The sequence below is a fragment of the Aeromonas sp. FDAARGOS 1416 genome, from assembly GCF_019048085.1.
GTDB lineage: Bacteria > Pseudomonadota > Gammaproteobacteria > Enterobacterales > Aeromonadaceae > Aeromonas > Aeromonas veronii.
Genome location: NZ_CP077301.1, coordinates 1,791,718 through 1,815,178 on the forward strand (window position 1 = coordinate 1,791,718; position 23,461 = coordinate 1,815,178).

A 23,461-nucleotide genomic window follows, 5' to 3' on the forward strand; every position below is an offset into this window, starting at 1 on the left:
GGCCCGCTCAGCGCGGGCCCGAAGCGTCGGTGATGACGGGTTTGTCAGTGATCAGCCACGCTGGCTGATACTGGCCAGCTTGTCGAAGTAATCCGGGAAGGTCTTCGAGGTGCACTTGGGATCATTGATGGTGACCGGGGTATCCGACAGCGCCACCAGCGAGAAACACATGGCGATACGGTGATCGTTGTAGGTATCGATCTCGGCATGCTTGAGCTGGGTCGGCGGGGTCACGGTGATGAAGTCATGCCCCTCCTCCACTTCGACGCCCAACTTGCGCAGCTCGGTCGCCATGGCGTGCAGACGATCGGTCTCTTTCACCCGCCAGTTGTAGATATTGCGAATGGAGGTCGGCCCCTCGGCAAACAGCGCGGCAACGGCGATGGTCATGGCCGCATCGGGAATATGGTTCATGTCCATATCCACCCCGTGCAGCGGCGCCTGCTCCGCCTCGATAAAATCATCGCCCCAGGTGATGCGCGCGCCCATCTTCTCCAGCACATCGGCGAAGTGGATATCACCCTGAATGCTGTGCTTGCCGATGCCGGTGACCCGCACCTTGCCCTTGATGGCGCCCGCTGCGAGGAAGTAAGAGGCGCTGGAGGCATCCCCTTCCACCAGAAAGTCACCCGGACTGATGTAGGTCTGGTTGCCCTTGATGTAGAACAGCTTGTAGTTGTCGTGCTCGATGACCACCCCGAACTGCTTCATGATGTGCAGGGTGATGTCGATGTAGGGCTTGGAGACCAGCTCCCCCTTGATATGGATCCGGGTATCACCGGCCGCCATCGGCGCTGCCATCAAAAACGCGGTCAGGAACTGGCTGGAGACGGAGCCATCGACGTGCACATCGCCGCCCCACAGCCCCTTGGCATCCACCACCAGCGGCGGATAACCATCGTGTTTGAGGTACTGGATATGGGCACCTGCTTCACGCAGAGCATCCACCAGATGGCCGATGGGACGCTCTTCCATGCGCGGCTCGCCGCCCAGAGTATATTCACCTGAGCCGAGGCACAGGGCGGCGCACAGCGGTCGCATCGCAGTACCGGCGTTGCCGAGGAACAGATTGACCGGCTCTTTCACCGCAAAGCTGCGACCCAGACCCTGTACAGTACACTCGGTCTTGTCGGCAGAGAGCTTGTACTTGACCCCGAGCTGGGTCAGCGCAGCCAGCATATGACGAATGTCATCGCTGTCGAGCAGGTTGGTCAGACGGGTGGTGCCACGAGCCAGCGCCGCCAACAGCAGCGCACGGTTAGAGACACTCTTGGAGCCGGGCAGATTGACCTCTCCGGCCACACGAGAAATGGGTTCCAAACGCAACGAATTCATAGACTTCCTGTGCTATCTCAAAAATAAACGCCTGTCCGGACGTTAACAGCCTGCGTCCCGCTCGGCAAGGGCACTTTCAGCGGAAATCACACGGCAAACGCCAGCGCGCTGGTTCTGTTGAAAAAAAGACGCCGGGGTATCCCCGGCGTCTTGAATCACTGCAATAGCTGGAAGCGGCTCACGAGAGGCCGCCAGCAAGCATGTGAGTACTCTCTTCTCAGCCGTTGCGCTTGGCAAAGCCATCCATAAAGCTCACCAGAGCCTTCACCCCCTCCAGCGGCATAGCGTTGTAGATGCTAGCGCGCATGCCACCGACGATGCGGTGCCCCTTGAGGGCCAGCAGGCCGGCCGCTTCCGATTCTGCCAGGAACTGCTTGTCCAGCTCGGCATTTTTCAGCTGGAACGGGATGTTCATCCGCGAACGGCAGCTGACATCAACCTGATTGCCGTAGAAGCTCGACTGATCGAGATAGTCATAGAGGAAGTCGGCTTTCTCCTTGTTGCGCGCTTCCATCGCCTCGAGGCCACCCTGTTCTTTCAGCCACTCGAACACCAGACCGGCCAGATACCAGGCGTAGGTGGGCGGCGTGTTGAACATGGAGTCGTTCTTGGCAGTCAGCTTGTAGTCGAAAATCGAGGGCACATCGGCTCTCGCCTGATCCAGCAGATCATCGCGCACGATGGCGATGGCAAGCCCGGACGGCCCGATATTTTTCTGGGCACCAGCATAGATGATGCCAAAGCGGCTCACGTCGAGAGGACGGGAGAGAATGGTGGAGGAGAGATCCGCCACCAGCGGCACCTCGCCAGTGGCCGGGATGTCGAACATCTCGATGCCGTCAATGGTTTCGTTCGGGCAGTAGTGAACATAAGCCGCATCGGCGCGAAACGCCGGGGTCGGCAGCAGGTGGGAAATCCCCTGCTCGTTCTTGGCAACCCCCTGGAAGGTCTGGATATCGCCATACTTTTTGGCTTCATCCACCGCGCTCTGGGACCAGACACCGGTCAGCAGGAAGTCCGCCTTCTTGTTGGCCCCGCCCAGCAGGTTCATGGGCACAGCGGAGAACTGACCGCGGCCGCCGCCGTGCATAAACAGCACCTTGTAGTTGTCCGGCACCACCAGCAGCTCGCGCAGATCCGCTTCAGCCTTCTCGGCAACCGCCATGTAGGGCTTGCCGCGATGGGAAAGCTCCATGACCGAGGCTCCCAGCCCCTGAAAATTACAAAATTCGCGCTGGGCGCGCTCCATGACTTCAACCGGCAGCATGGCGGGGCCGGCGCAGAAGTTGTAAATCTGTTTGCTCATGACGCTTTCCGTGAGTGGATGAGAGTAATCGATGACTTGTCAGGTTTTACACAAGAGCAGCCAGCGGATCAAAGGCTTTTTGGGAGCTGGCTCAACCTTTTACCGTCACTCTGCATCCCCCTTGCAGGAGAAAAAGCCCTGAACGGGTCAGGGCTTGCAGGGAACATGCACAGAAATGGCGGGCAGAGCGCATAAACGACCACAGCTCAGCCATTTCTGACAAATTTACAGTTTGGCGGTGAGCTCAGGCAGCAGGGTGAAGAGATCCCCCACCAGCCCGTAGTCCGCCACCTGAAAAATGGGGGCGTCGCAGTCCTTGTTGATAGCCACGATCACCTTCGACTCCTTCATCCCCGCCAGATGCTGGATGGCCCCCGAAATGCCGACCGCTATATAGAGCTCGGGCGCCACCACCTTGCCGGTCTGCCCCACTTGCAGATCGTTGGCGACATATCCCGCATCAACAGCGGCCCGCGATGCCCCCACGGCGCCGCCCAGCTTGTCGGCCAGCGCCTCAATCAGGGCAAACTGCGCCTTGGAACCAAGGGCGCGGCCACCGGAGACAACCACCCGGGCGGCGGTCAGTTCGGGCCTGCTGGAGCGCACCGCGCGGCGCTCCACCAGTCGGGTACGACCAGCGAATTCGGGCACGGCCAAGCGTTCGATGAGAGCCTGCCCGCCCGTCGCCGCCTTGGCAAACGCGGTGGCCCGCACCGTCATCACTTTGACGGGCGCCGAGCTTGCCACTCTGGCAATGGCATTGCCCGCATAGATGGGGCGCAGGAAGGTGTCGCTGCTCTCGATAGCCGTCACCTCGGAGAGCATCTCCACCCCGAGCCGAGCCGCTACCTGTGGCAGCAGCGCCTTGCCCATGGTACTCGCCGCCATCAGGCAGTGGCTGTAACCTTCGCACCAGCTGGCCAGCAGCTTGTCCACCCCATCCAGCAGCCCGTCGGCCAAGCGGGGATGTTCGGCAAGCAGAACCTTGCCGACACCGCCAATGGCAGCCGCCTGTTCACCCGCCTCGGTCAGCCCCTGCCCGAGCAACAGCAGGTTAACCTGACCGCCGATGGAAGCGGCAGCGGTGACCAGTTGTGCCACGTTGTCGGCCAGATGACCCTGATGATGTTCGGCAATGATCAGCACGCTCATGGCAGCACCTTTGCTTCGTGTTTGAGTTTGTCCACCAGCTCGTCCACCGAGCCCACCTTGATCCCGGCGCTGCGGGCTGGCGGCGCCATCACCCCGAGCAAACGGGTCTGGTTGGCCACCTCAACGGCGAGTGTCGAGAACGGAGCGCTATCAAGCGGCTTGCGCTTGGCCTTCATGATGTTGGGCAGCGAGGCAAAGCGCGGTTCATTCAAACGCAGATCGGCGCTCACTACCGCAGGCAACGGCATGCCCAGGGTCTCGAGGCCACCGTCGATTTCGCGGGTCACCAGCAGCTCCCCAGCTTCCACCTTGAGGGCGGACGCACAGGTCGCCAGCGGCCAATCATTGAGGGCAGCCAGCATCTGGGCCACCTGATTGTTGTCTGAATCGATGGACTGCTTGCCGAGCAGCACCAGATCTGGCTGCTCCTGCTCACACACCTTGTGCAAGGCGCGGGCGACAGTCAGCGGGGTGAGCGTCTCATCGGTGACACTCTCACCGGTTATATAGTGCAGTGCCCGATCCGCCCCCAACGCCAGTCCATGGCGCAGTTGCTCGGCGGCAGCGTCAGGGCCGAAGGTCACCACCACCAGCTCGCTGGCAACCCCGGCTTCCCGCAGCCTGACCCCCTCCTCCACCGCAATTTCACAAAAGGGGTTGATCCCCATCTTCACATTGGCCAGCTCCACGTCGGAGCCGTCTCCCTTCACCCGGATCTTGACGTTGTAGTCGACTACCCGTTTGATTGCGACCAGCAGCTTCATGGGGTCATGCCTCGTCTCTTTGGATTGAATTCATTAGTGTGCCTCTGCGTTTGTTGCAGTACGCTCTTCCCTGATTTTTTGCTTTTTCTTGCTCAGCTTTGCTTACAATCGCTTTACGTTTACGTAAACTACCAGCATTACCCTAGGCCAACCAGAGCGCAGAGGCAAGATGGAACGGGAAGCAATGGAATTTGATGTCGTCATCGTCGGCGGCGGTCCGGCGGGGCTCAGTGCAGCCATCGCCCTGAAACAGCAGGATGCCACTCTCTCTGTCTGTCTACTGGAGAAGGGGGCCGAAATTGGCGCCCATCTGCTCTCCGGCGCCCTTTTTGATCCCGTCGCCTTGCAAGAGCTGCTGCCGGATTGCTGGCAGCAAGCGCCGCTCGGCGTGCCGGTCAGCGACGATCAGGTTCATCTGCTGCAAAGCGAGCAACGTTCCCTGCAACTCCCCGCCTGGGCGGTGCCACCCCGGATGCACAATGAGGGCTGTCACATCGTCAGCCTCGGCAATCTCTGCCGCTGGCTTGGCCAACAGGCGGAAAAACTGGGAGTCGAAATATACCCAGGATTTACCGCCAGCGAACTTATCATGGAAGCGGGCCGGGTCAAGGGGGTCATCACCGGCGATCTGGGGCTGGATCGGGCGGGCAATCCAAAAGCTGATCATGTGCCCGGCATGGCGCTGCTCGGCCGCTACACCCTCTTTGCCGAAGGGGCCCGCGGCCATCTCGGCAAACAGCTGATCGCCGACTTCAACCTGGCAAGCCCTGCCCAGCCCCAGCACTATGCCATCGGCTTCAAGGAGCTGTGGCAACTGCCAGTAGGTCAAGGCAAAGCGGGACAGGTGCTGCACGGCAGTGGCTGGCCCCTCGGCAAGCAAGGGGGCGGCAATAGTCACGGCGGTTTCTACCTCTATCACATGGAGGAGGATCAGGTGGCAGTCGGGCTGATTGTCGATCTCAACTACCAGAATCCCTGGCTCAGCCCGTTCGACGAATTCCAGCGCCTCAAACATCACCCGCTTATCGCTGGCGTGTTGCAAGGAGGTGAGCGCATCAGCTATGGCGCCCGCGCCATCACCAAGGGGGGCTGGCACGCCCTGCCCCGCATGCACTTCCCGGGCGGCCTGCTGATCGGTTGTAATGCGGGCACTCTCGACTTTTCCCGCATCAAGGGGATCCACACCGCCATGAAGTCCGGCATGCTGGCGGCAAAAACCGTCGCGATGGCCCTGCGGGGGGGCGATGAAGGGGGCCGGGATCTGGCCCAGTATGGTGACGAGCTGCACCAGAGCTGGCTGGCCCGCGAACTCAAGGCGGCGCGCAACTTCGGCGCGGCGCTTCACCGCTATGGTCCCTGGTTAGGCGGTGCCTTCAACTGGCTGGAGCAACGGCTGTTTGGCGCAAACTCGCCCTTCAAGCTGCTCGATAAGGCTCACGATTACCGTCAGCTGCGCGTTGCCAGCCGCTGCGAGCCCATCCATTATCCCAAACCCGATGGCAAGCTGAGCTTTGACAAGCTCTCGTCTGTGTATCTGGCCAACACCAGTCACGACGAGGATCAGCCTTGCCACCTCAAGCTGCAGGACGAGCGCATTCCGGTCGAGGTCAATCTGCCCACCTGGGCCGAACCCGCCCAACGCTACTGTCCGGCCGGGGTGTTTGAGGTACTGGAAATGGAAGGCGCGGCCAAACTGCAGATCAACTCCGCCAACTGCATCCACTGCAAGACCTGTGACATTAAAGATCCCAGTCAAAATATCGTCTGGACACCGCCACAGGGAGGCTCCGGGCCCAATTATCCCAATATGTGATGAAGCGGGGCAGCGGCAACAAGCAGCCCCAGCTAGCCCTCCTCCAGCCAAAGGCTGGGTTCTACCCCGCATAGCCGCTCAGGTGATCCGACCTCGCTGTTTTTTTGAACAAACAAGCTGAATCCCTGATGAATAGCCCCTGACAAGCGCGGCCCGCCCCTGTATAGTTCGCCGCATTCAGGTTTTCCATCGGCCCGATCTGCTTATCCACGGGATCGCCTTCTGCAGCGATCTAAGGCCGCATGACCTGTGCAACCATCCCTGATTACCCATGACTTTTTAAGGGGGGACAGATGATCACCGCCTACATTCTCAATAACAAGGTGCTGGACATAGTCACGCTCGGGCCTGACGACATAGTACCTGACAACACGGTCTGGCTTGATGCCTACAAGCCGGACACGGCAGAGCGAGAATGGTTGACGGGCCTGTTCCTGGAAGAGGTCCCCGACAAGGAAGAGCTCGACGACATCGAAGCATCCGCCCGTTTTTACTGGGATACCGATGGTCTACACATTCACTCCCTGTTTCCCCAGCGGATCGGTCGTGACACCAAGGGTGTCCACGTCTCCTTTACCCTGCGCAACAACCTGCTGATCAGCATTCGCGAAGATGACATCGGGCTGGTGCGCCTGCTGCGCCACTATATGCGCCAGGATCGGCTGGAGGTGGAGGATGCCCTCGACATCCTGCTGGAGGTGCAGAACCTCAAGGTGGAGTACCTCTCCGACCTTATCGAAGATGGTTACAAGACCTTGGAAAACACCGCCGATCAGATCTTCGAGCCGGATCAGATCAACCCCATGTTGAAAGAGTTGATGGCACAGGAAGAGGCCAACGGCCAGATCCGTCTCTCTCTGCACGATACCCGCCGCGCCCTGCGTTTCCTCAAACGCAGCCTGCGCCAGCGCATGAGCCTTGAACAGAACAAGTGGATCGACGAGATGCTGCACGACGTGGAATCCCTGTTGCCCCACACCCAGTTCCTGTTCGACAAGATCAACTTCCAGCTGGAGGCCTCCATGGGGGTGACCAATCTGGAGCAGAACAAGGTGATCAAGATCTTCTCGGTAGCCGCCGTGATCTTCCTGCCGCCGACCCTGATCGCCAGTATCTACGGCATGAACTTCGGCCGCATGCCGGAGCTCGCCTGGGAGTATGGTTATCCCATGTCACTGGTACTGATGGTGATGTCATCGCTCGGCACCGGCCTCTTCTTCAAGCGCAAAGGCTGGCTGTAACGCCGCCGACGCGCACTGCGATATCTGAAGAAACGGATTGGGGGGCATGGCCCCCCGATTAATTTGCGCCACACCCAACGCCTTGCAAAGGACGCTTCGTCGCCCCATATCCCCTTCATCACTCAATTCAAGTGGATAACGGGCAACCATGACCCTCTACCCCGAACACCGATATGACGACCACGGCCAGTTGCGCCCGCCCCTCTGGTTCTGGCCCATCGCCCTGTTGCTGACCCGCTCGGTCTGGCTCTTTTTGATGGCAGGGGTCACCCGCGAGAGCGGCAGCGAGATCCTGACCCTCTTCTATCCGGACAAGATCACCCTCTACATCAGCCTGCTGACCGACGTGCCCGCCATGCTGGCGTTGCTCGCCTGCGGCGGCACCTATCAGCAGACCCAAAGCATTCGCGCCAGACTCCGGCGCCACAGCCCGCTGCTGCTACTCTGCTCTGCCGTCAGCGGCCTGCTGATGCAGTTGCACAGCCTCAATCTGCAGAAGTGGTCATTCAGCTGGCCCACCGCACTGGTGCTGGTCGCCAGCCTCTGGGCGCTCTGGTATCTGCTGCGCAGTCGCCAGCTACGGGAATATGCCGCAGATCAGCCCCACTGACGGGGCTGACACCTATTGACGAGTGACCCGGATCTGCAGGGTCTGGCGCTCGCTCTGGCTGCCTCGCCCGCCCTGTAGCTGGGTGCCGAGGCTGCTTCCCTGATCTGCCGAGCTGGTCGAGAGCTCCCCCACCGTCAGCCACTGGCCCGGGGCCCCGCTCACCTCGGTGGCACTCTGCCCACGATTGATGGTGCCCTGATCCAGCCTCGCCTGTTCGCTGCTGAGCGCTACCTGAACCCTCTCCCCTATCAGGGTTGCGGTGGCATAGAGGCCGTTCACCAGCGGCATCATCCCCACCACCGCGCCCCCGTTCCACTGATAGAAGGTGACCGGCTGATAGGAGCCCATTTGCAGCAACACGGGACGACCCGACAGCCCGCGCACCTGCCAGCTGTCGTTTTGGCTGCGCTGGTACTGCTGGGCGTTGCCATCGACCAGCCACTGCCGCTTGGCCTCGTCGCGACTGATTGAGCCCCCCAGTTGCTGACCGCTGGCGGCACCATCGACCCGCCACTCGATAAGCAGGCTTTGCGGTGGCTGGTTGATCTGTGCCAGCGTGGCTTCGGCCTCCTGCAGCTGGGCTGGCGTACCGCTCAGCACCAGCTGATTACCCATGGCGCTGACCCCAAGCTGGGGATAGATCTCCTTGAGGGTCTGCACCGCCGCCTGCGCCTCGAAGACCGAGATCACTTTCACCTCGGCCCACAGCGATGGGCTCCAGAGTCCCATCATGCAGCCAAGCCACAGCAGCGCCCTGCGGCCAACCTTGCCCATCCGAACCATTACGCTCTCCTCGTTCTCTGTGCTCTTCTCTCTGCTTAAGGCGTAGACCCATGCCCGCAGCAAACAGCTCAGCCCTATTCCGCTCACTCGTCGATGATGAACCCGGCGGTTGCCAAAAAACAATCGGGAATGCAGCAACTCCGTGATTTCCCACGGTATGAGGCTCTCATTCCACGCCCGTTATCGCGTAAGATAGCGCCATCATAGTTGCCCAAGCGGAATCCATCATGTTGAAACAGTTGTTGTTACTCCCCCTCGCCCTGCTGCTGGGAGCCTGCTCCTTGACCCAGTACAACGTCAGCGAGGCCGAAATCAACCAGTACCTCAAAGATCAGGTCTCTTTTGAAAAACAGCTGGGGATCCCCGGCATCATGTCGAGCAAGATCCGTCTGGATGAGATGCAGAGCCGTATCGGCCGCAAACAAGCAGATCGCATCGAGCTGGATGCCGCTGGCGACCTGCAGGTGAGCAGCCCCCTTGGCAGCCAGCAGATGAAGATCCGCTTTGCCCTGAGTGCCCGTCCGGACTATGTGGCCGATCAAGGCGCCATCTACCTGCGCGACCTTGAGCTGGTCTCGGTGAAGACCGAGCCTGCCGATATCGGGGCCGCCCTCACCCCACTGCTGCCCACCTTCAATCAGTCGCTCTCCCTGTTCCTGTCGCAGACCCCGGTCTACCGCCTCGACAGCAGCCGCAAGAACGAAGCCAGGATCAAGGAGAAGGTCGAAGCCCTCAAGGTAGAGCCAGGCCGTCTGGTCATCCCGTTCAAGCTGCTCTGATCCCCGCCACACTGGCACTTTCAGCGCAATAAACAGATAACCGTCCTTTTCGACAGCGCACATCCGGTTTAACGTGCAGCCGAATGGGGCGGTTTTTTACTTCTCAAGTCCCCGCCAACACAGCATAATGCAGACCATTCTCATTTAGATTCGTCATGAGAAGCGTCAATAATAAAACCAATGGTGAGAAGGGACATGAGAAAAACCGTACTGGTTCAGGCGATCGCCTGCGCACTGATCAACGGCGCCGCACACGCTGCCGTCAAAGTCGAAGACAAGACATTCAATACCGCCGCCAACATGCTGGCCTATACCGAATTCGAGCTCTCCGGTGAGCCGCTGGCCGAAGCGCTGGGGCTGGATCTGGATGTGCTGGATGCCAACCGTGCCGATGAGCCGACCCCGTTCGACTTCGCCGCCGGCATCGAATCCTACGAATACTCCGAAGAGGCGATGTACGCCCTCAACTACCAATCCGGCATGGGCCCGCATCTGGTGAACGGGCCGCAAAACCTGGCCCGTGGCGGCACCATGGCATCTCTGGGGCAACGGGTGTTGGCCATGGCCGACGCCGTTGGCTTCCCGGCTGATGAAGTGCCGCAGGGCATGTATCCCCTCTCCCTGCCCTACGCCTCCGCCAATCCGGAGTTTGCCCAGGCCGTCAACGCCACCCCGGTCAATGGCGACCAGATCACCATCAAGACCGCCAAAGGGACCGAGAAAACCGTCAAGACCCAGGTGCCCGCCTACTTCCGTGACTACAGCACCCTGCGCTGGAGCGGCAGCGACAACCTGCTGGTGCCCGCAGCGGTGGGCGGCATCCTGCTCAAAGAGGTGATGTGGTCGCAGGACTTCCTCGGCGGCATGCACGTGGCCGAAACCGATGAAGAGGTAGAAGCCGCCTCCGCCACCATGGATCAGGATGGCAAGCACAAGCTGGGCGTCTCTGCCGCCGATGGCTTCAACGGCATGATGCTGACCGAGCAATCCATCGACAAGCTGGCCATCATGCAGAACCAGCTCGGCTTCGATGGCAAGCAACTGGGCGCCAAGATCACCCCGCAGTACGATCCGTCCAAGGGCGTGATTTACTTCCCCCATCAGGTGAAAGTGACCGAAACCAGCAACAACGATGCCGGTGCCATTGGCAAGCTGGAGGTGGTGGATGGCTCCGCCCAGCTGCGCGATGCCTGGATGATGCTGTGGCCACTCTCCGAGTTCTATGCCTTCAGCGATCAGCGCAGCGCCAACACCAACCAGAACCCGGCCTTCCACGCCGTGTTTGACGGTGCGCCGTTTGCCGCCGCACCGGCTGCCAACCAGGTCAATGACCTGGGCAAAGCGGTTGCGGGCAGCGATGCCTTCTCGCTGGCGATCAATCTCTCAAACCTCACCTTCAAGAACCTGGCAGCCCTGCACTTTGATGCCAAGGCTGGTACCCTGGTCGACAGCTGGCAGGCAGGCAAACAGGGCAAGCACGTCACCACCTTTGACGCCGCTTACGCACTGGTCGCCCTGCAGATCTTCCAGCGCGCTCAGGATGCGCTGCCGGTCGGTTACGCCGCAGGTGACAATGGCGAGCTGAACCTCAAGACCAAGCAGGGTCAAGAGGCGCTCGACTTGATCCGCAAACAAGCCGATTTCATCCTTGCCAACCTCAAGGGCAAAAATGGTCTGGTGCATGACGGCATCACGCTAGGTGGCAAGCTCGATGCCGGCCACTCCATCGATGCGCAGTTCGCCGCCATCCGTGGTCTGACGGCTGCGTTCCTCGCTACCTCCGATGCCAAGTACCGCACTGCCGCCCGCGAGCTGTTTATCGCTGCCGACAAGGCCTACTTCAATGACAAGGCGGGCACCTGGCTGGCGGGTAAACAGGGTGAATACACTCCCTGGACCCAGGCTGCCATCTCCGGCGCCCTGCGCTCTGCCATGCTGAACCTGCGCAACGAAGGGGCCGAGAAGGCACCCGAGCTGGAGCTGGCCAAGCTGACCGGTCAGTACGTCAGCTGGTTCCGTGGCACCGTCAACGGTGGCATGCAGATGGCCGAGTGGATCGGTGACTCCGGCGAGAACATCATCGAAGGTGCCGGCAGCGACACCGATGAAGATGGCGTACCGCAAGTGACCGCTGCCGGTGGCAAGCACGGCACCGCCATGGTGATGGCTGCTAAAGCAGTGGTTAGCGAGTAATCCTCGCCATTCACCAGCATGAAAAAGGGAGCCAAATTGGCTCCCTTTGCATTACAGTGTCTGACACAGTTTCAAGGGCCTTCCTCAAATCAGCTTGTCCAGCATCTCCTTGGTCACCAGCACAATCCCCTGCTCGGAGCGGTAGAAGCGACGACTATCCTCATCGGCATTCTCGCCCACCACCAGCCCATCGGGTAGCACACACCCTTTATCCACCACCACCCGGCGCAGACGGCAACCGGCACCAATCTCTACCCCGGGGAAGATGATGGCCTGATCCAGGGTGCAGAAGGAGTGCACCCGCACATTGGTAAAGAGCACCGAGTTGAGCACAAATGACCCGCTGACGATGGTCCCGCCCGAGAACATGGAGTTGATGGTCATACCATGCTGACCGTTGCGGTCCTGCACAAACTTGGCCGGTGGCGTCAGGGTCTGGCTGGTCCAAATGGGCCAGTTCTGATCGTAGATGTCGAGCTCGGGCAGCACGGAGGCGAGATCCATGTTCGCTTCCCAGAAGGAGTCCAGCGTACCTACATCACGCCAGTAGGGCTTTTGCCCCTCGCGCGCCCCGACACAGGACATGTTGAAAGGGTGAGCAAATGCCATCCCCTCCTCCACGATGCGGGGGATCACATCCATCCCGAAGTCGTGTTTGGAGTCCTGATTGTGAATGTCCTCCTCCAGCAGTTGGTAGAGGTACTCCGCCTCGAAGATATAGATCCCCATGGAGGCCAGCGAGCGATCTTCGCAACCCGGCATGGCGGGCGGATTGGCCGGTTTTTCGACGAAGGCGCGGATCTTGCGCTGCTCGTCGATATCCATGATCCCGAAGGCGGATGCCTCGGCCCGCGGCACCTCGATACAAGCGACCGTCACCTTGGCGCCAAGGCGCACATGGTCGAGCAGCATGGCAGCGTAATCCATCTTGTAGATGTGATCCCCCGCCAGCACCACCAGGTATTTGGGGCCGTAGTCACGGATGATATCGACGTTCTGATAGATGGCATCGGCGGTGCCGCGATACCAGTGCACCTCGTCCACCCGTTGCTGGGCAGGGAGCAGGTCGATGAATTCGTTCATCTGGTAACGCAGGAAGGACCAGCCCGATTGCAGGTGACGCAGCAGGCTGTGGGATTTGTATTGGGTGACTACACCAACGCGGCGGATCCCCGAGTTGATACAGTTGGAGAGCACAAAATCAATGATCCGGAATTTGCCACCGAAATGGACGGCAGGCTTGGCGCGGTTGTCAGTCAACTGCTTCAGGCGACTACCACGTCCACCCGCCAGCACCAGTGCCATACTCTGGTTCAATAATTGTCGTGCTTTGGCACTATTTTCGGGCTCTAACAACATGATTTACCTCTGCCTTGTTTGATCTATTTTCAACTCATCTTCGCCTGTTTCGGCACCTGTGAAAGTGGTTTCACTCACATTTAACCGATCTCAATTGACCCTTTTCACCGAGTTGCGAGGAATAGCATGCTTTGCTCCGCCAGCTTGGTTAAAATTCCCCCACAAAGCAGCCACTTCAAGGATGACAAGATGGTTCACAAGCTCGGACGTACCCTCTTTCTGATCGCCACCATAGTGACCATACCCCTGCTGCTCCTGCAAGCAGTTTGGTTAGCCCTGCAGAGCACACCGCTTACTTTGGCCATTATTCTGGCCACCACACTGCTTGGCATGATCCTGCTGTTGATGCTGGCCATCCGCACCATGGATGGCATGCTCCAGCATCAGGAGCTCACCTGGGTCAAGGCGATCAGGGGGCGGGATCCCTCACAACTCGATGAGCCCGCCTCCCAGGAGGTGCTGCAACAACTGCTGGAGCAGTTCGAAAGTGCCGAGCAGAGCGCCCATCGCCAGCTGACCGAGCTCAGCAACCTGGCTACCACCGACGAGCTGACTCAGCTACTCAACCGCCACGCGTTTCGCCGCGACATGACCGAGTTGCTGCAGCGGGATCAGGACACCCAGACCGCGACCCTGGTGCTGATCCGTGCCACCGAGCTTGGCAAGATCAACGCCCAGCGCGGCTTCCAGTCTGGCGATGCCTACATCAAGGACATGGCCGCCCTCATCAAACGGGTGGTAAGCCGCTTCCCGGGCAATCAGGTCTACCGCATTTCGGGGGCTGATTTCGCCGTGCTGGTGCAACCGGTGGCCAATATTCCTCCCCATCTGCTGGGGCAGGATTTGAAGGTGGCCTTCGATCACTATCAGGATCAGCACGAGCTGGAGAGCACCGGTTACTCGGGGCTGACCAAGCTCAGCAGCGGCCAGAAAATTGAAGCCGTGCTGGCCAGAGCGGATCTGGCGCTGGCTCGCGCCCAGACCGAAACCATCAACGGCTGGGCCATCCAGCAGGATGACAGCGCCTCCGATCTGCAGGGGCAACACCACTGGCGCGACGTGCTGACTGAAGTGCTGGCGCAGGAGCGACTCAGCTTTACCTACCAGCCGATCCAGCCCCTGCACCGCAGCATGCTGGCTTACAACGAGATCTACACCCGCTTCAGCGGCAATGACGGCACCGCCCTGCCCACCGACACCCTGTTTGCCATGGCCCAGCGGCTCGATATGGTGATGCGGCTGGAGCAACTGGTCATTACCCACATCATGCGCCAGTACCGGGCCTTTGGTGCCAACCAGAGTCGCTGGGGGATCAACCTCTCCCCCAACCTGCTGCAAAACAGCGCCTTCCTGATCTGGCTTGACCGCCAGCTGCTCAAAGATCCCAATACCAGCGCCAATCTGGTGTTCGAACTGGATGAAGAGCATCTGGAGCGCAACCTGACCGGCGCCAAGCGGGTGTTTGAACTGCTGCGCCGCAACGGCAGTCGCTCGGCGATCGCCAATTTCGGCAAGGGGATCGGTTCCTTTACCCTGTTTCGCGAGCTCAAGCCCGACTACATCAAGCTCGATCCTGCCCTTATCACCGGACTGGAGCAGGATCAGACCAACCAGCAGTTCGTGCGGATGATCGTCGATGTATCACATCGGATGGGGTGTCAGGTGATTGCAGAGGGGGTAGAACAGCTTGGCCAGAAACAGCTGCTGCAGGGGATGTACGTGGATGGCTTGCAGGGCTATCTGATCGCCCGGCCGCAACCGCTGCGACCGGATATCAGCCAGCTGGGGCTCTTTACTGAGGATGCTTCAGCTTCAAAAGGGTCAGAATGATGTCATTGAGCTGGCGATAGCGCTCCAGCTCTTTCTGATCGTAACGGGTCGCCAGTGTGGTGGGGTTGTGGCGGTTCTTGAGGTAACGGTTGATTTGCAGGCGATTGAACCCCGCCACCTGATAGACCTGGCCAAGCAGGGTATTGAGCTCATCGTGCTCCAGACCGGCTCTGGCCAGATAGTCCCCATCGGCGGGACTCTCGGTCTGGTGACTCCACTTGCCAATGCGGCCACTCTCTTGCAGGTAGCTGAGCCACTGCTCGATATAGAGCGGTTTGCACCCCGCCAACAGGTTGAAAAAGCCCACAGCATCGCAACGACAACCGCTCAGGAGTAGGACCGCCAGCTGATCGTCATCGCACTGGAAGGTCACTGGTCCGGCTTGCGCCCAATCCAGCGCCTGCACCCGAATGCTGGCCTTCTCACCCGCAGCTCCCGTTACGTCGAATACAAACATGGCGCTCCTCCCTTGGCAAAAGGTTGATGATGGACCATCCCTCTGACAGGTGCAAAGGCAAATCGGCTTTTAACTCATCAATCGGGCCATTCGACCATAAAAAAGACCGGCACCCTCACGGATGCCGGTCTTTGTCCCGATGGCCTGTGCGTTCAAGCCATCAATGGAGGCGCTTTCAGGCGTCCAGTTCAACCAGAGCCTTGGCCAGCTCGATGGGTTCGAGCTCCTGGCCTTCCAGATCGGCGTTCCAGTTCGGGCCGACCAGCACATCGTCTTCATCCAGATCGTTGATCCAGATATCGAGAAACTCTTCCAGATCGATCACTTCCGGCTCGTAATCGGCCCACTCGTCGACGCAATGTAGACGGGCGTCCTCTTCGGCAGACCAGAGCGGCATCACGTCGGCATCTTCAAATTCGGCGGAGCGGCAGACGACCCAGTCTTCCCCATAGCGCAGACCCCACACCTGACCCGACTCGCGGACTTGTTCGATAAACAGTTGGAAATTGGCGTCAAGGTTGTCGTTAAGCATGCTCATGGGATTCTCTCTTTCTTTCGGGTGCTGCGGCATTGTCGGGCGACAATACGATGGCCAAATGGTGTCGTAAAAGTGACATGGACTCAAGCATATTGGGGTTATTCCGGGAAAAAAGCCGGGATAACCCATATTTGCCTGCAAAAACGCCTCCCGATGGAGGCGTCTTGCAGATTCAGGAGATCAACGCTCCCAGTAAACCTCTTCCAGGCTGTCCTCTTTCTCCGGCAAACCGCGGGAGAGACGGGGACTGCTCTGGGCCAACACCTCGTAGCTGACGCGGTTGGCGTATTTGCACACCTGGGCCAGTGAGGAGTAAGTCAGGAACTCGGAGATGTGTTTGGCGGAGTTGGGCACATTCATCCGGTGATAGGAGTTAGCCACCATGTCGTGCAGCACGGCGGAAAGGGCGCCATCCCCTGCCCCGTTGGTGTTCTTGATCTTCTCCGGGCCACCCATGTACGGGGAGATGTGGGAGTAGATACGGGCCGGTTTGCGGCACTTGGCACGGGCCATCGGGCGGCTGAACTCATACATGTTGAACTCGGGGATAACGCCAGGCAGCAGGGTATGAGTGGTCTCGCGCTTGTAGTCCTCATCGGTGTAGCTCGCCATGTAGAGGCCGATGGGGCCAGCAGTACAGAGCACCATGTCGGCCCAGTCGAGCGCCTTGTCGGCCGCACCGAGCGGATCAGCGATACCGGTCAGGGCTTCACCTTCGTCTTCGTTCATCGCCAGCACGGTCACGTTTTCGGCAATGAAGTCGCGCCACCACTGGGGGTTTTCGTCGATAACGAAACGGGTGCCCAGGGTCAGCACCACGGGAATACCGGCCTCACGGGCATAACGCACCGCAGTCATGGCCGCCTCTTTCATCGGATCACCATCGTCACCGCGTACCAGATAGGCGGTGATAACCAGTGCAGACGCCCCTTTGATCACATCCTCCGGAATGTGCTGCACATCCAGCTGGTTCATCTTGCCAGCGTTGATACCGAAGCTGCGCTCGCCGCACTCGGTAATGAAAGTGAAGCAACGGCCGATGGGGCCATCCACCGGCTGCAGATAGTCCAGATTGACGCGGGAAGAGGTGTTGCACAGATAACGGTAGGCGTAGCAGCCGATTCGAATATCCTGACTCATCACACCCAGCAGGATGGAGTGGGAATCGGCCAGTACCGAGTAGTTGTGTACCGTGTTGCCAATGGTGCCACCGGCAAACTCGCTCACCACCATGTTGTTGGCCTTGAGCTCGTCATAAATCCGTTCGGCCACGTCGTCATTGATAACGACGGAGTGCCCCTTGCTCAGACCATAACGGGTCAGAAAGTCTTCATCCACATGGGCTTCAATATCAACGAGGGTCTGATCAATCCCGACCACGTAGGCTTTGCCCAGCTCGGTTAACAGGGGATTTTGCGGAACCAGGGGATCGCGTCTGTCGACAGGGAAGTAGTGTTTGGACTTGCGCTGACCGGGAAATTTCATGGCAATGTTCTGTGCTCTGGGGGAAAGAGGGGCGGGATTTTAACACAATCCGCCGCCCCGAAAAGTCGCCCTGTTTAAATAATGGAGTCAGTATAGACAAGGCTTGCAAGGAAAAACGTTTGCCTTTTCACCATAAAAAAACCACCCCGTCCGAGGTGGTTCCCTAGCATAAAAAAGCGCCTGTTTTCAGGCGGCCGCCATGCCCTGCAAAAGGGCCAGTACCGAAAAGAGGCCGAGGGCGAGCCAGAACAGCAAGGTACCCAGAAAACGGGGCACATTGGGGGCTTTGGGGATCTGGATGCCGATGGCATGCAGGATGCGGCCGACCAGCAGCATGGCGCCACCGGCATGCAGCCAGAGCGCACCGGCACCGGAGAGCTCGCACAGCGCCATCAACAGCAGGGTCAACGGCACATACTCGGCAAAATTGCCGTGGGCCCGGATCGCCGCCAGCAGCTCGGGGGCCTCCCCCTGCCCTATCATCACCCCGAACTGGGCACGACGTCTGACCACCCAGAAAGATAGCCCCAAAAACAGCAGCCCCAGCAGGCCTGCGTATATAAGCGTGATATGTACCATGACTCGACTCCTTGTTTTACTGACTGCCGGTCACTCATGCCAATTCGCGGCAGATGAGCGAGACCATCATCCTGATGTGGGCCTGATCGCTGTTGAGGGCCGGAATATATTCAAACCGCTCGCCACCGGCCTCCATGAAGATCTCCCGATTCTGTACCTGAATTTCCTCGAGGGTTTCGAGGCAGTCGGCGGCAAAGGCAGGGCAAATCACATCGAGTCGCTTGATGCCCGCAGCTGGCATACCGGCGATGGTCACGTCTGTGTAGGGCTTGAGCCACTCCTCCTTGCCAAAGCGGGACTGGAAACTGGCCGTCCACTGCCCGGTCTCCAGCCCGAGCGCCTCGGCCAGCAAGCTGGCGGTATGGCGACACTGGTGACCATAGGGGTCCCCTTCGTTCTCGTAGCGCTCGGGAATACCGTGGAACGACATCAGCAGGTGATCACCCTGACCGTGCTGCTCCCAGTGACGGCGCACGCTCATGGCCAGCGCCTGAATGTATTCGGGATGGGCGTGATAATCACGAATGAGCCGTACCACCGGCAGATTGCGTTCTCTCTTCATCGCCTTGCTCCAGGCATCGAAGACCGAGGCGGTGGTACTGACCGAATATTGCGGATAGAGCGGCAACAGGATCACCCGGTTGACCCCTTTGGCCTTGAGCGCCTGCCAGCCATCATTCACTGACGGGGAACCATAGGTCATCGCCAGCTCTACCGGCACCTCAACCCCCTCCCGCTTGAGCTCCTGCTCCAGTGCGGCGCGCTGCTGCTTGCTTATCACCATCAGCGGCGAGCCCTGCTCGGTCCACACCTGCTGATAGAGCTTGGCCACTTTGGGCGAGCGCGTCGGCAAGATGATGAAGTGGAGCAGCGGGCACCAGAGGTAGCGGGGCAGGTCAACCACACGGGGATCGTGCAGGAACTGGCTGAGGAACGCTTTGACGGCAGCGGTGGTCGGTGCGGCTGGGGTACCCAGATTGACCAGCAATATTCCGGTTTTCGTGGTCACGTTGGCTTCCTGTCTATCTGTCATTATGCAAAAAGGGCCCGACAGGGCCCTTCTCTTTATTTATCTGATGGCACGGGAAACAGTGCCGGCAGCAAAGATCAGCCCAGAATGGTGGCAAGCTGCTTGCTGACCAGATCAACCGGCTGAGTGCCGTCGATCTTGACGTAACGGGTGTGGCCCGCTTCCGCCTCTTTGCCGTAGAAACCGATCAGCGGGGCGGTCTGCTGATGATATACATCCAGACGCTTGCGTACTGTGGTCTCTTCGTCGTCGGCGCGGATCACCAGATCTTCACCGGTCACGTCATCCTTGCCTTCCACTTTCGGCGGGTTGAACACCACGTGGTAGGTACGGCCGGAACCTGAGTGAACGCGACGGCCGCTCATGCGCTTGACGATCTCTTCGTCCGGCACATCGAACTCCAGCACGAAATCAACCACGACACCGGCGTCCTTCATGGCTTGCGCCTGGGGAATGGTGCGCGGGAAACCGTCCAACAGAAAGCCTTTGGCGCAGTCCGGCTGAGCGATGCGCTCTTTGACCAGACCGATGATGATGTCGTCAGAGACCAGCTGACCTGCGTCCATCACAGCTTTGGCTTTCAGACCGAGCTCGGTGCCCGCTTTGATCGCCGCACGCAGCATGTCGCCGGTGGAGATCTGGGGAATACCGTGTTTTTCCATGATGAACTGAGCCTGGGTACCTTTGCCGGCGCCCGGAGCCCCCAACAGAACAATGCGCATACACGCTCCTATTGATTGGTTATTCAAATCTTGCGAAGGCAAAAAAGTACACGGTTTCGCCCGTTTCTACAAGGGTGAGCCACCTGAATGAGCACTTTATCACCACAATAACCGGCTGATCGAACAGGATTTCATCGCAAGGGGAAGACGCAAAAATAGCCAAGGATTCAGCATAGAGCGCCAAAAGCAGGAAGGAGGTACGACAGAAAAAAAGATCCCGGCTCAGGGCCGGGAATTGCGCTCAAAAGTAACTACTTGTCGCTCGTAGTAGGAACAGGGCAATAGTAGTTTGCCCCCTGTGCGTCAACAACTGTCAGATGTGACAGGCAGGCCGCTATGAAACCGGAACTGCGGATCCGGCGAGCAGATTAGCTCGGCTTCCAGCTTGCCAAAGAAGGCCACCCGCTCGCTGATATCCTCCCCTGCGTACTGTTCGGCCAGGCTCAGGTAATCCTGATAGTGACGCGCCTCGGAACGCAGCAAAGAGACATAGAAGCGGCTCAGCTCTTCGTCCAGATGGGGCGCCAGCTTGGCAAACCGCTCGCAGGAGCGGGCCTCGATATAGGCACCGATGATCATCTTGTCGACTATGGTGGCCGGCTCATGGGTGCGCACATGCTGCATCAACTGACGGGCATAGCGGGAGGCCGTCACCGGCCCGTATTCGATGCCGCGGGCCTGCATGATCTCCAGCACCTGCTCGAAGTGGTGCAGCTCCTCCTGAATAAGTCGCACCATGGGAAACAGCAGCGGATTGCGCTCCAGCTCGGCAAAGACGGTGCGATCAGACTCCCCCATGCTGCGTTTGCCCAGGATCTCGGCCTTCTCCGGGATGGCATCCAGCTCGCGATAAAACTCCAGCTTGGGCAGCAGATGGCGCTTGCCCTTGGGCAGGCAGTAGCGGCGCACCAGACTGTGGGCCGTGAGTGCGGCCTTGGTCTCGCAGTTGGCGTGATCGATGAGCAGGGTCGGTAAACGGGCCGGATCCCGCGCCATCTCCACCCACTCATCCGGGGTCTCGCACTGCAAAAACTGGCGCACTGGGGCTAGCAGATCATCCATCTGAACTCTCGTCTCTTAAAAGCGTATCGGTCATATATGTTGCCGCCTATGCTAGCGGATCCCGCTGGCCATGCCCATATCCGGCAAGATAAACGGATGTTTTTCAAACAGATATCTCCTCCTCCTTCTGCCCGTGTTAGGTAAAAACGACAATGGGGGCCACAGGCCCCCATCTCGCTATCCTATCCGGCAAAACCGCAAACGTTTAACTACCTTCGTTAAAAATTTCCAGATTGCTGGTGCCTTCCTGCCATTCACGCACCGCTTTGGTGTCATCGTTGCGCAGGGCGTTGAGGTGATCCAGATAGGACTGGTCCACGTCGGAGGTGACGTAGTGGCCATTGAAGACCGAGGTCTCGAAGTGACGCAGATCCGGGTTGATCTCCCGCACCGCCTCTTCCAGATCTTCCAGATCCTGGAAAATCAGACCGTCAGCGCCAATCAGCTTGCACACCTCTTCCACTTCACGGCCGTGGGCGATCAGCTCGTTGGCGGTGGGCATGTCGATGCCATAGACGTTGGGGAAGCGAATTTCCGGCGCCGCCGAGGCGAAGTAGACCTTGGCTGCCCCCGCTTCACGGGCCATCTGGATGATCTGCTCGGACGTGGTACCACGCACGATGGAATCATCCACCAGCAACACCTTCTTGCCCTTGAATTCGGAGCTAATGGCGTTGAGTTTGCGGCGCACCGACTTCTTGCGCTGGGTCTGGCCCGGCATGATGAAGGTACGGCCGATGTAGCGGTTCTTCACGAAGCCCTGACGGTATGGCAGGTCCAGGGTGTGGGCGATCTCCAGCGCCACGTCACAGGAGGTCTCGGGGATGGGGATAACCACATCGACGTCGAGATCTTCCCACTCGCGGGCAATCTTCTGACCCAGCTTGCGACCCATGTTGAGGCGGGCGGCGTAGACCGAGACCTTGTCGATGCACGAATCGGGACGGGCGAAATAGACATATTCGAAGATACAGGAGCTCATCTGCGGGTTCTCCGCACACTGCTCGGAGAAGAGCTGGCCCTGCTCGGTGATGTAGATAGCTTCACCCGGCGCAATATCCCGCACCGTCTCGAAACCGATGGCGTCGAGTGCCACGCTCTCGGAGGCGAGCATGTACTCCACCTGGCCCTGCTCGTCCTGACGACGACCGAGGATCAGTGGGCGAATGCCGTTGGGATCACGAAAACCGATGAGACCATGGCCGATCACCAGCGAGACCACCGCATAAGCACCGCGGATCTGCTGATGGGTTCTGCGCACCGCGGCGAAGATATCTTCGGGACGCAGGGCCATCTTGTCACAGCGATCCAGCTCGTGGGCCAGCACGTTCAGCAACACTTCCGAGTCGGAGGTGGTGTTGATGTGACGGCGGGCGACCTTGAACTGCTGCTCCTTGAGCTCCTTGGCGTTGGTGAGGTTACCGTTATGGGCCAGCACCATGCCGTAGGGAGAGTTCACATAAAAAGGTTGGGCTTCAGCGGCACTTGAGCTGCCTGCGGTGGGGTATCTGACATGACCTATGCCGATGTTCCCTTGCAGACGCTGCATGTGGCGCACTTCAAACACGTCCTTCACCAGGCCATTGGCCTTGCGTTGCCGGAAGTTTCCACTATCAATGGTCACGATCCCGGCGGCATCCTGTCCCCTGTGCTGCAACACCGTCAAGGCGTCGTAGAGGGCCTGATTGACGGGGGTGGTGCCAACTATACCGACAATACCACACATGTCTTTGCTACCTCGAAGTCACTATACCTGTTTAAGAAAACTGGATGAGTTCAACATGAACCCGAAAAACCACTGGATCACCGGCTTGAACTCCGGCACCAGCTTGGACGCCACCCACCAGTCGCTCTGGGAGAGGCTGGTGAAGGTATCCATGAAAAAAAGCAGGGCACTGACGATCAGCACCCCGCGAATTGCACCGAAGCAGACCCCCAGCACCCGATCGGTACCGGAGAGACCCGTCTTGTCCACCAACAGGCCCACCACATAGTTGACCACGCTGCCGAGGATCAAAGTCGCCACAAACAGCGCCGCGATGGCCAGACCGTTGCGAACCAGCGCGTCGGAGAAGGAGGTGAAATAGACGGCGAGATCGGGATAGAAATGGCTGGCAATAAAGAAGGCGACGAACCAGGTGACAAGAGACATGGCCTCCTTGACGAAGCCGCGCACCAGGCTGATGAGAGCAGAGAAACCGACGATGCCGATGATGGCGTAATCAATCCAGACCATAGAAAAAGATGTCCTGCGAAATTGCGGCGCAGTCTAACAAAAACGATTGCGCATTGCTTGATAAAAATGTGTTAACTGTTCAAAGCGACGCCGAAAAGCCGCATTTTTTCAACACTAAAACGGTTGATCGGCGCCAGAATGCACAACGCCATGGCAATGCCATGGCGTTGTGGTCTGCGGCGTGAAC

General features: G+C 59.2%; 22 protein-coding genes. 7 read left to right on the plus strand and 15 right to left on the minus strand.

Annotation, left to right across the window (positions count from 1 at the left end; all coding sequences use genetic code 11):
* Nucleotides 1-51: 51 nt before the first annotated feature.
* The 4 genes from aroA to I6L46_RS07920 form a co-directional block, all read right to left on the minus strand.
* Nucleotides 52-1,335 carry a 3-phosphoshikimate 1-carboxyvinyltransferase gene (aroA, locus tag I6L46_RS07905; RefSeq protein WP_005351267.1) on the minus strand — a complete coding sequence of 428 codons (1,284 nt, stop codon included), beginning with the start codon at nt 1,333-1,335 and terminating at the stop codon, nt 52-54.
* A gap of 217 nt (nt 1,336-1,552) precedes the next feature.
* Nucleotides 1,553-2,641 (minus strand): 3-phosphoserine/phosphohydroxythreonine transaminase, encoded by a 1,089-nt coding sequence (serC, locus tag I6L46_RS07910; protein ID WP_100653568.1) that lies wholly within the window; start codon nt 2,639-2,641, stop codon nt 1,553-1,555.
* A 225-nt stretch (nt 2,642-2,866) separates the two neighbouring features.
* Nucleotides 2,867-3,793 (minus strand): electron transfer flavoprotein subunit alpha/FixB family protein, encoded by a 927-nt coding sequence (locus I6L46_RS07915; protein ID WP_216977826.1) that lies wholly within the window; start codon nt 3,791-3,793, stop codon nt 2,867-2,869.
* The gene (locus I6L46_RS07920) at nt 3,790-4,557 is read right to left on the minus strand and encodes an electron transfer flavoprotein subunit beta/FixA family protein (RefSeq protein ID WP_139412005.1); all 768 of its coding nucleotides are present in this window, start codon (nt 4,555-4,557) and stop codon (nt 3,790-3,792) included. The genes I6L46_RS07915 and I6L46_RS07920 overlap by 4 nt, the downstream gene beginning before the upstream one ends.
* 169 nt (nt 4,558-4,726) lie before the next feature.
* Between I6L46_RS07920 and I6L46_RS07925 the strand changes: the two genes are divergently transcribed.
* From I6L46_RS07925 to I6L46_RS07935, 3 genes are all read left to right on the plus strand, one after another.
* The gene (locus I6L46_RS07925; RefSeq protein ID WP_121463522.1) at nt 4,727-6,370 is read left to right on the plus strand and encodes an electron transfer flavoprotein-ubiquinone oxidoreductase; all 1,644 of its coding nucleotides are present in this window, start codon (nt 4,727-4,729) and stop codon (nt 6,368-6,370) included.
* Between the two features lie 293 nt (nt 6,371-6,663).
* Entirely contained in the window at nt 6,664-7,611 is a 948-nt protein-coding gene (gene corA, locus I6L46_RS07930; protein ID WP_005337059.1) for a magnesium/cobalt transporter CorA, read from the plus strand.
* A gap of 148 nt (nt 7,612-7,759) precedes the next feature.
* Nucleotides 7,760-8,221: a DUF2919 domain-containing protein gene (locus I6L46_RS07935; RefSeq protein ID WP_042023947.1), complete on the plus strand. Its 462-nt coding sequence runs from the start codon at nt 7,760-7,762 to the stop codon at nt 8,219-8,221.
* A 12-nt stretch (nt 8,222-8,233) separates the two neighbouring features.
* Here I6L46_RS07935 and I6L46_RS07940 read toward each other — a convergent pair whose 3' ends face one another.
* Nucleotides 8,234-9,004: a hypothetical protein gene (locus tag I6L46_RS07940; protein WP_216977827.1), complete on the minus strand. Its 771-nt coding sequence runs from the start codon at nt 9,002-9,004 to the stop codon at nt 8,234-8,236.
* 227 nt (nt 9,005-9,231) lie between these two features.
* On the opposite strand from I6L46_RS07940, the gene I6L46_RS07945 reads away from it, so the two are divergent.
* A complete protein-coding gene (locus I6L46_RS07945; protein WP_005337065.1) occupies nt 9,232-9,783 on the plus strand; it encodes a lipoprotein in 552 nt (183 codons plus the stop codon).
* A 195-nt stretch (nt 9,784-9,978) separates the two neighbouring features.
* Nucleotides 9,979-11,976 (plus strand): hypothetical protein, encoded by a 1,998-nt coding sequence (locus tag I6L46_RS07950; RefSeq protein WP_216977828.1) that lies wholly within the window; start codon nt 9,979-9,981, stop codon nt 11,974-11,976.
* Between the two features lie 84 nt (nt 11,977-12,060).
* Here the strand turns inward: I6L46_RS07950 and glgC are convergent, their stop codons facing one another.
* Nucleotides 12,061-13,335 carry a glucose-1-phosphate adenylyltransferase gene (gene glgC, locus I6L46_RS07955; protein ID WP_216977829.1) on the minus strand — a complete coding sequence of 425 codons (1,275 nt, stop codon included), beginning with the start codon at nt 13,333-13,335 and terminating at the stop codon, nt 12,061-12,063.
* Nucleotides 13,336-13,524: 189 nt separating this feature from the next.
* Between glgC and I6L46_RS07960 the strand changes: the two genes are divergently transcribed.
* Nucleotides 13,525-15,165: an EAL domain-containing protein gene (locus I6L46_RS07960; RefSeq protein ID WP_031227665.1), complete on the plus strand. Its 1,641-nt coding sequence runs from the start codon at nt 13,525-13,527 to the stop codon at nt 15,163-15,165.
* On the opposite strand, the gene I6L46_RS07965 is transcribed toward I6L46_RS07960, so the two are convergent.
* The 9 genes from I6L46_RS07965 to I6L46_RS08005 all read right to left on the minus strand — a co-directional run bounded on the left by I6L46_RS07965 (nt 15,128) and on the right by I6L46_RS08005 (nt 23,274).
* A complete protein-coding gene (locus tag I6L46_RS07965; RefSeq protein ID WP_019445537.1) occupies nt 15,128-15,622 on the minus strand; it encodes a hypothetical protein in 495 nt (164 codons plus the stop codon). The genes I6L46_RS07960 and I6L46_RS07965 overlap by 38 nt on opposite strands.
* Before the next feature lie 175 nt (nt 15,623-15,797).
* A complete protein-coding gene (locus I6L46_RS07970) occupies nt 15,798-16,160 on the minus strand; it encodes a DUF2750 domain-containing protein (RefSeq protein WP_005337077.1) in 363 nt (120 codons plus the stop codon).
* A 180-nt stretch (nt 16,161-16,340) separates the two neighbouring features.
* On the minus strand, nt 16,341-17,645 hold the full coding sequence (locus tag I6L46_RS07975; protein ID WP_005337079.1) for an inosine/guanosine kinase: 1,305 nt from the start codon (nt 17,643-17,645) through the stop codon (nt 16,341-16,343).
* 186 nt (nt 17,646-17,831) lie between these two features.
* Complete coding sequence (locus I6L46_RS07980) at nt 17,832-18,224, minus strand: MAPEG family protein (protein ID WP_005346381.1); 393 nt, start codon at nt 18,222-18,224, stop codon at nt 17,832-17,834.
* A 34-nt stretch (nt 18,225-18,258) separates the two neighbouring features.
* Nucleotides 18,259-19,233 (minus strand): ferrochelatase, encoded by a 975-nt coding sequence (gene hemH, locus I6L46_RS07985; RefSeq protein WP_216977830.1) that lies wholly within the window; start codon nt 19,231-19,233, stop codon nt 18,259-18,261.
* A gap of 98 nt (nt 19,234-19,331) precedes the next feature.
* Complete coding sequence (gene adk, locus I6L46_RS07990) at nt 19,332-19,976, minus strand: adenylate kinase (RefSeq protein ID WP_005337083.1); 645 nt, start codon at nt 19,974-19,976, stop codon at nt 19,332-19,334.
* Between the two features lie 303 nt (nt 19,977-20,279).
* A complete protein-coding gene (gene miaE / locus I6L46_RS07995) occupies nt 20,280-21,038 on the minus strand; it encodes a tRNA-(ms[2]io[6]A)-hydroxylase (protein ID WP_005346385.1) in 759 nt (252 codons plus the stop codon).
* 205 nt (nt 21,039-21,243) lie between these two features.
* Nucleotides 21,244-22,764 (minus strand): amidophosphoribosyltransferase, encoded by a 1,521-nt coding sequence (gene purF / locus I6L46_RS08000; protein WP_005359990.1) that lies wholly within the window; start codon nt 22,762-22,764, stop codon nt 21,244-21,246.
* Nucleotides 22,765-22,785: 21 nt separating this feature from the next.
* Nucleotides 22,786-23,274, minus strand: a complete 489-nt coding sequence (locus I6L46_RS08005; RefSeq protein WP_005337086.1) for a CvpA family protein — start codon at nt 23,272-23,274, stop codon at nt 22,786-22,788.
* 8 nt (nt 23,275-23,282) lie between these two features.
* On the opposite strand from I6L46_RS08005, the gene I6L46_RS08010 reads away from it, so the two are divergent.
* Nucleotides 23,283-23,459, plus strand: a complete 177-nt coding sequence (locus I6L46_RS08010) for a hypothetical protein (protein WP_216977831.1) — start codon at nt 23,283-23,285, stop codon at nt 23,457-23,459.
* Nucleotides 23,460-23,461 lie beyond the last annotated feature (2 nt).

Excerpts from the sequence above, each read along its gene's own strand:
- aroA (WP_005351267.1), bottom strand. The coding sequence starts at position 1,335 with ATGAATTCGTTGCGTTTGGAACCCATTTCTCGTGTGGCCGGAGAGGTC.
- serC (WP_100653568.1), bottom strand. The coding sequence starts at position 2,641 with ATGAGCAAACAGATTTACAACTTCTGCGCCGGCCCCGCCATGCTGCCG.
- I6L46_RS07915 (WP_216977826.1), bottom strand. The coding sequence starts at position 3,793 with ATGAGCGTGCTGATCATTGCCGAACATCATCAGGGTCATCTGGCCGAC.
- I6L46_RS07920 (WP_139412005.1), bottom strand. The coding sequence starts at position 4,557 with ATGAAGCTGCTGGTCGCAATCAAACGGGTAGTCGACTACAACGTCAAG.
- I6L46_RS07925 (WP_121463522.1), top strand. The coding sequence starts at position 4,727 with ATGGAACGGGAAGCAATGGAATTTGATGTCGTCATCGTCGGCGGCGGT.
- corA (WP_005337059.1), top strand. The coding sequence starts at position 6,664 with ATGATCACCGCCTACATTCTCAATAACAAGGTGCTGGACATAGTCACG.
- I6L46_RS07935 (WP_042023947.1), top strand. The coding sequence starts at position 7,760 with ATGACCCTCTACCCCGAACACCGATATGACGACCACGGCCAGTTGCGC.
- I6L46_RS07940 (WP_216977827.1), bottom strand. The coding sequence starts at position 9,004 with ATGGTTCGGATGGGCAAGGTTGGCCGCAGGGCGCTGCTGTGGCTTGGC.
- I6L46_RS07945 (WP_005337065.1), top strand. The coding sequence starts at position 9,232 with ATGTTGAAACAGTTGTTGTTACTCCCCCTCGCCCTGCTGCTGGGAGCC.
- I6L46_RS07950 (WP_216977828.1), top strand. The coding sequence starts at position 9,979 with ATGAGAAAAACCGTACTGGTTCAGGCGATCGCCTGCGCACTGATCAAC.
- glgC (WP_216977829.1), bottom strand. The coding sequence starts at position 13,335 with ATGTTGTTAGAGCCCGAAAATAGTGCCAAAGCACGACAATTATTGAAC.
- I6L46_RS07960 (WP_031227665.1), top strand. The coding sequence starts at position 13,525 with ATGGTTCACAAGCTCGGACGTACCCTCTTTCTGATCGCCACCATAGTG.
- I6L46_RS07965 (WP_019445537.1), bottom strand. The coding sequence starts at position 15,622 with ATGTTTGTATTCGACGTAACGGGAGCTGCGGGTGAGAAGGCCAGCATT.
- I6L46_RS07970 (WP_005337077.1), bottom strand. The coding sequence starts at position 16,160 with ATGAGCATGCTTAACGACAACCTTGACGCCAATTTCCAACTGTTTATC.
- I6L46_RS07975 (WP_005337079.1), bottom strand. The coding sequence starts at position 17,645 with ATGAAATTTCCCGGTCAGCGCAAGTCCAAACACTACTTCCCTGTCGAC.
- I6L46_RS07980 (WP_005346381.1), bottom strand. The coding sequence starts at position 18,224 with ATGGTACATATCACGCTTATATACGCAGGCCTGCTGGGGCTGCTGTTT.
- adk (WP_005337083.1), bottom strand. The coding sequence starts at position 19,976 with ATGCGCATTGTTCTGTTGGGGGCTCCGGGCGCCGGCAAAGGTACCCAG.
- miaE (WP_005346385.1), bottom strand. The coding sequence starts at position 21,038 with ATGGATGATCTGCTAGCCCCAGTGCGCCAGTTTTTGCAGTGCGAGACC.
- purF (WP_005359990.1), bottom strand. The coding sequence starts at position 22,764 with ATGTGTGGTATTGTCGGTATAGTTGGCACCACCCCCGTCAATCAGGCC.
- I6L46_RS08005 (WP_005337086.1), bottom strand. The coding sequence starts at position 23,274 with ATGGTCTGGATTGATTACGCCATCATCGGCATCGTCGGTTTCTCTGCT.
- I6L46_RS08010 (WP_216977831.1), top strand. The coding sequence starts at position 23,283 with ATGTCCTGCGAAATTGCGGCGCAGTCTAACAAAAACGATTGCGCATTG.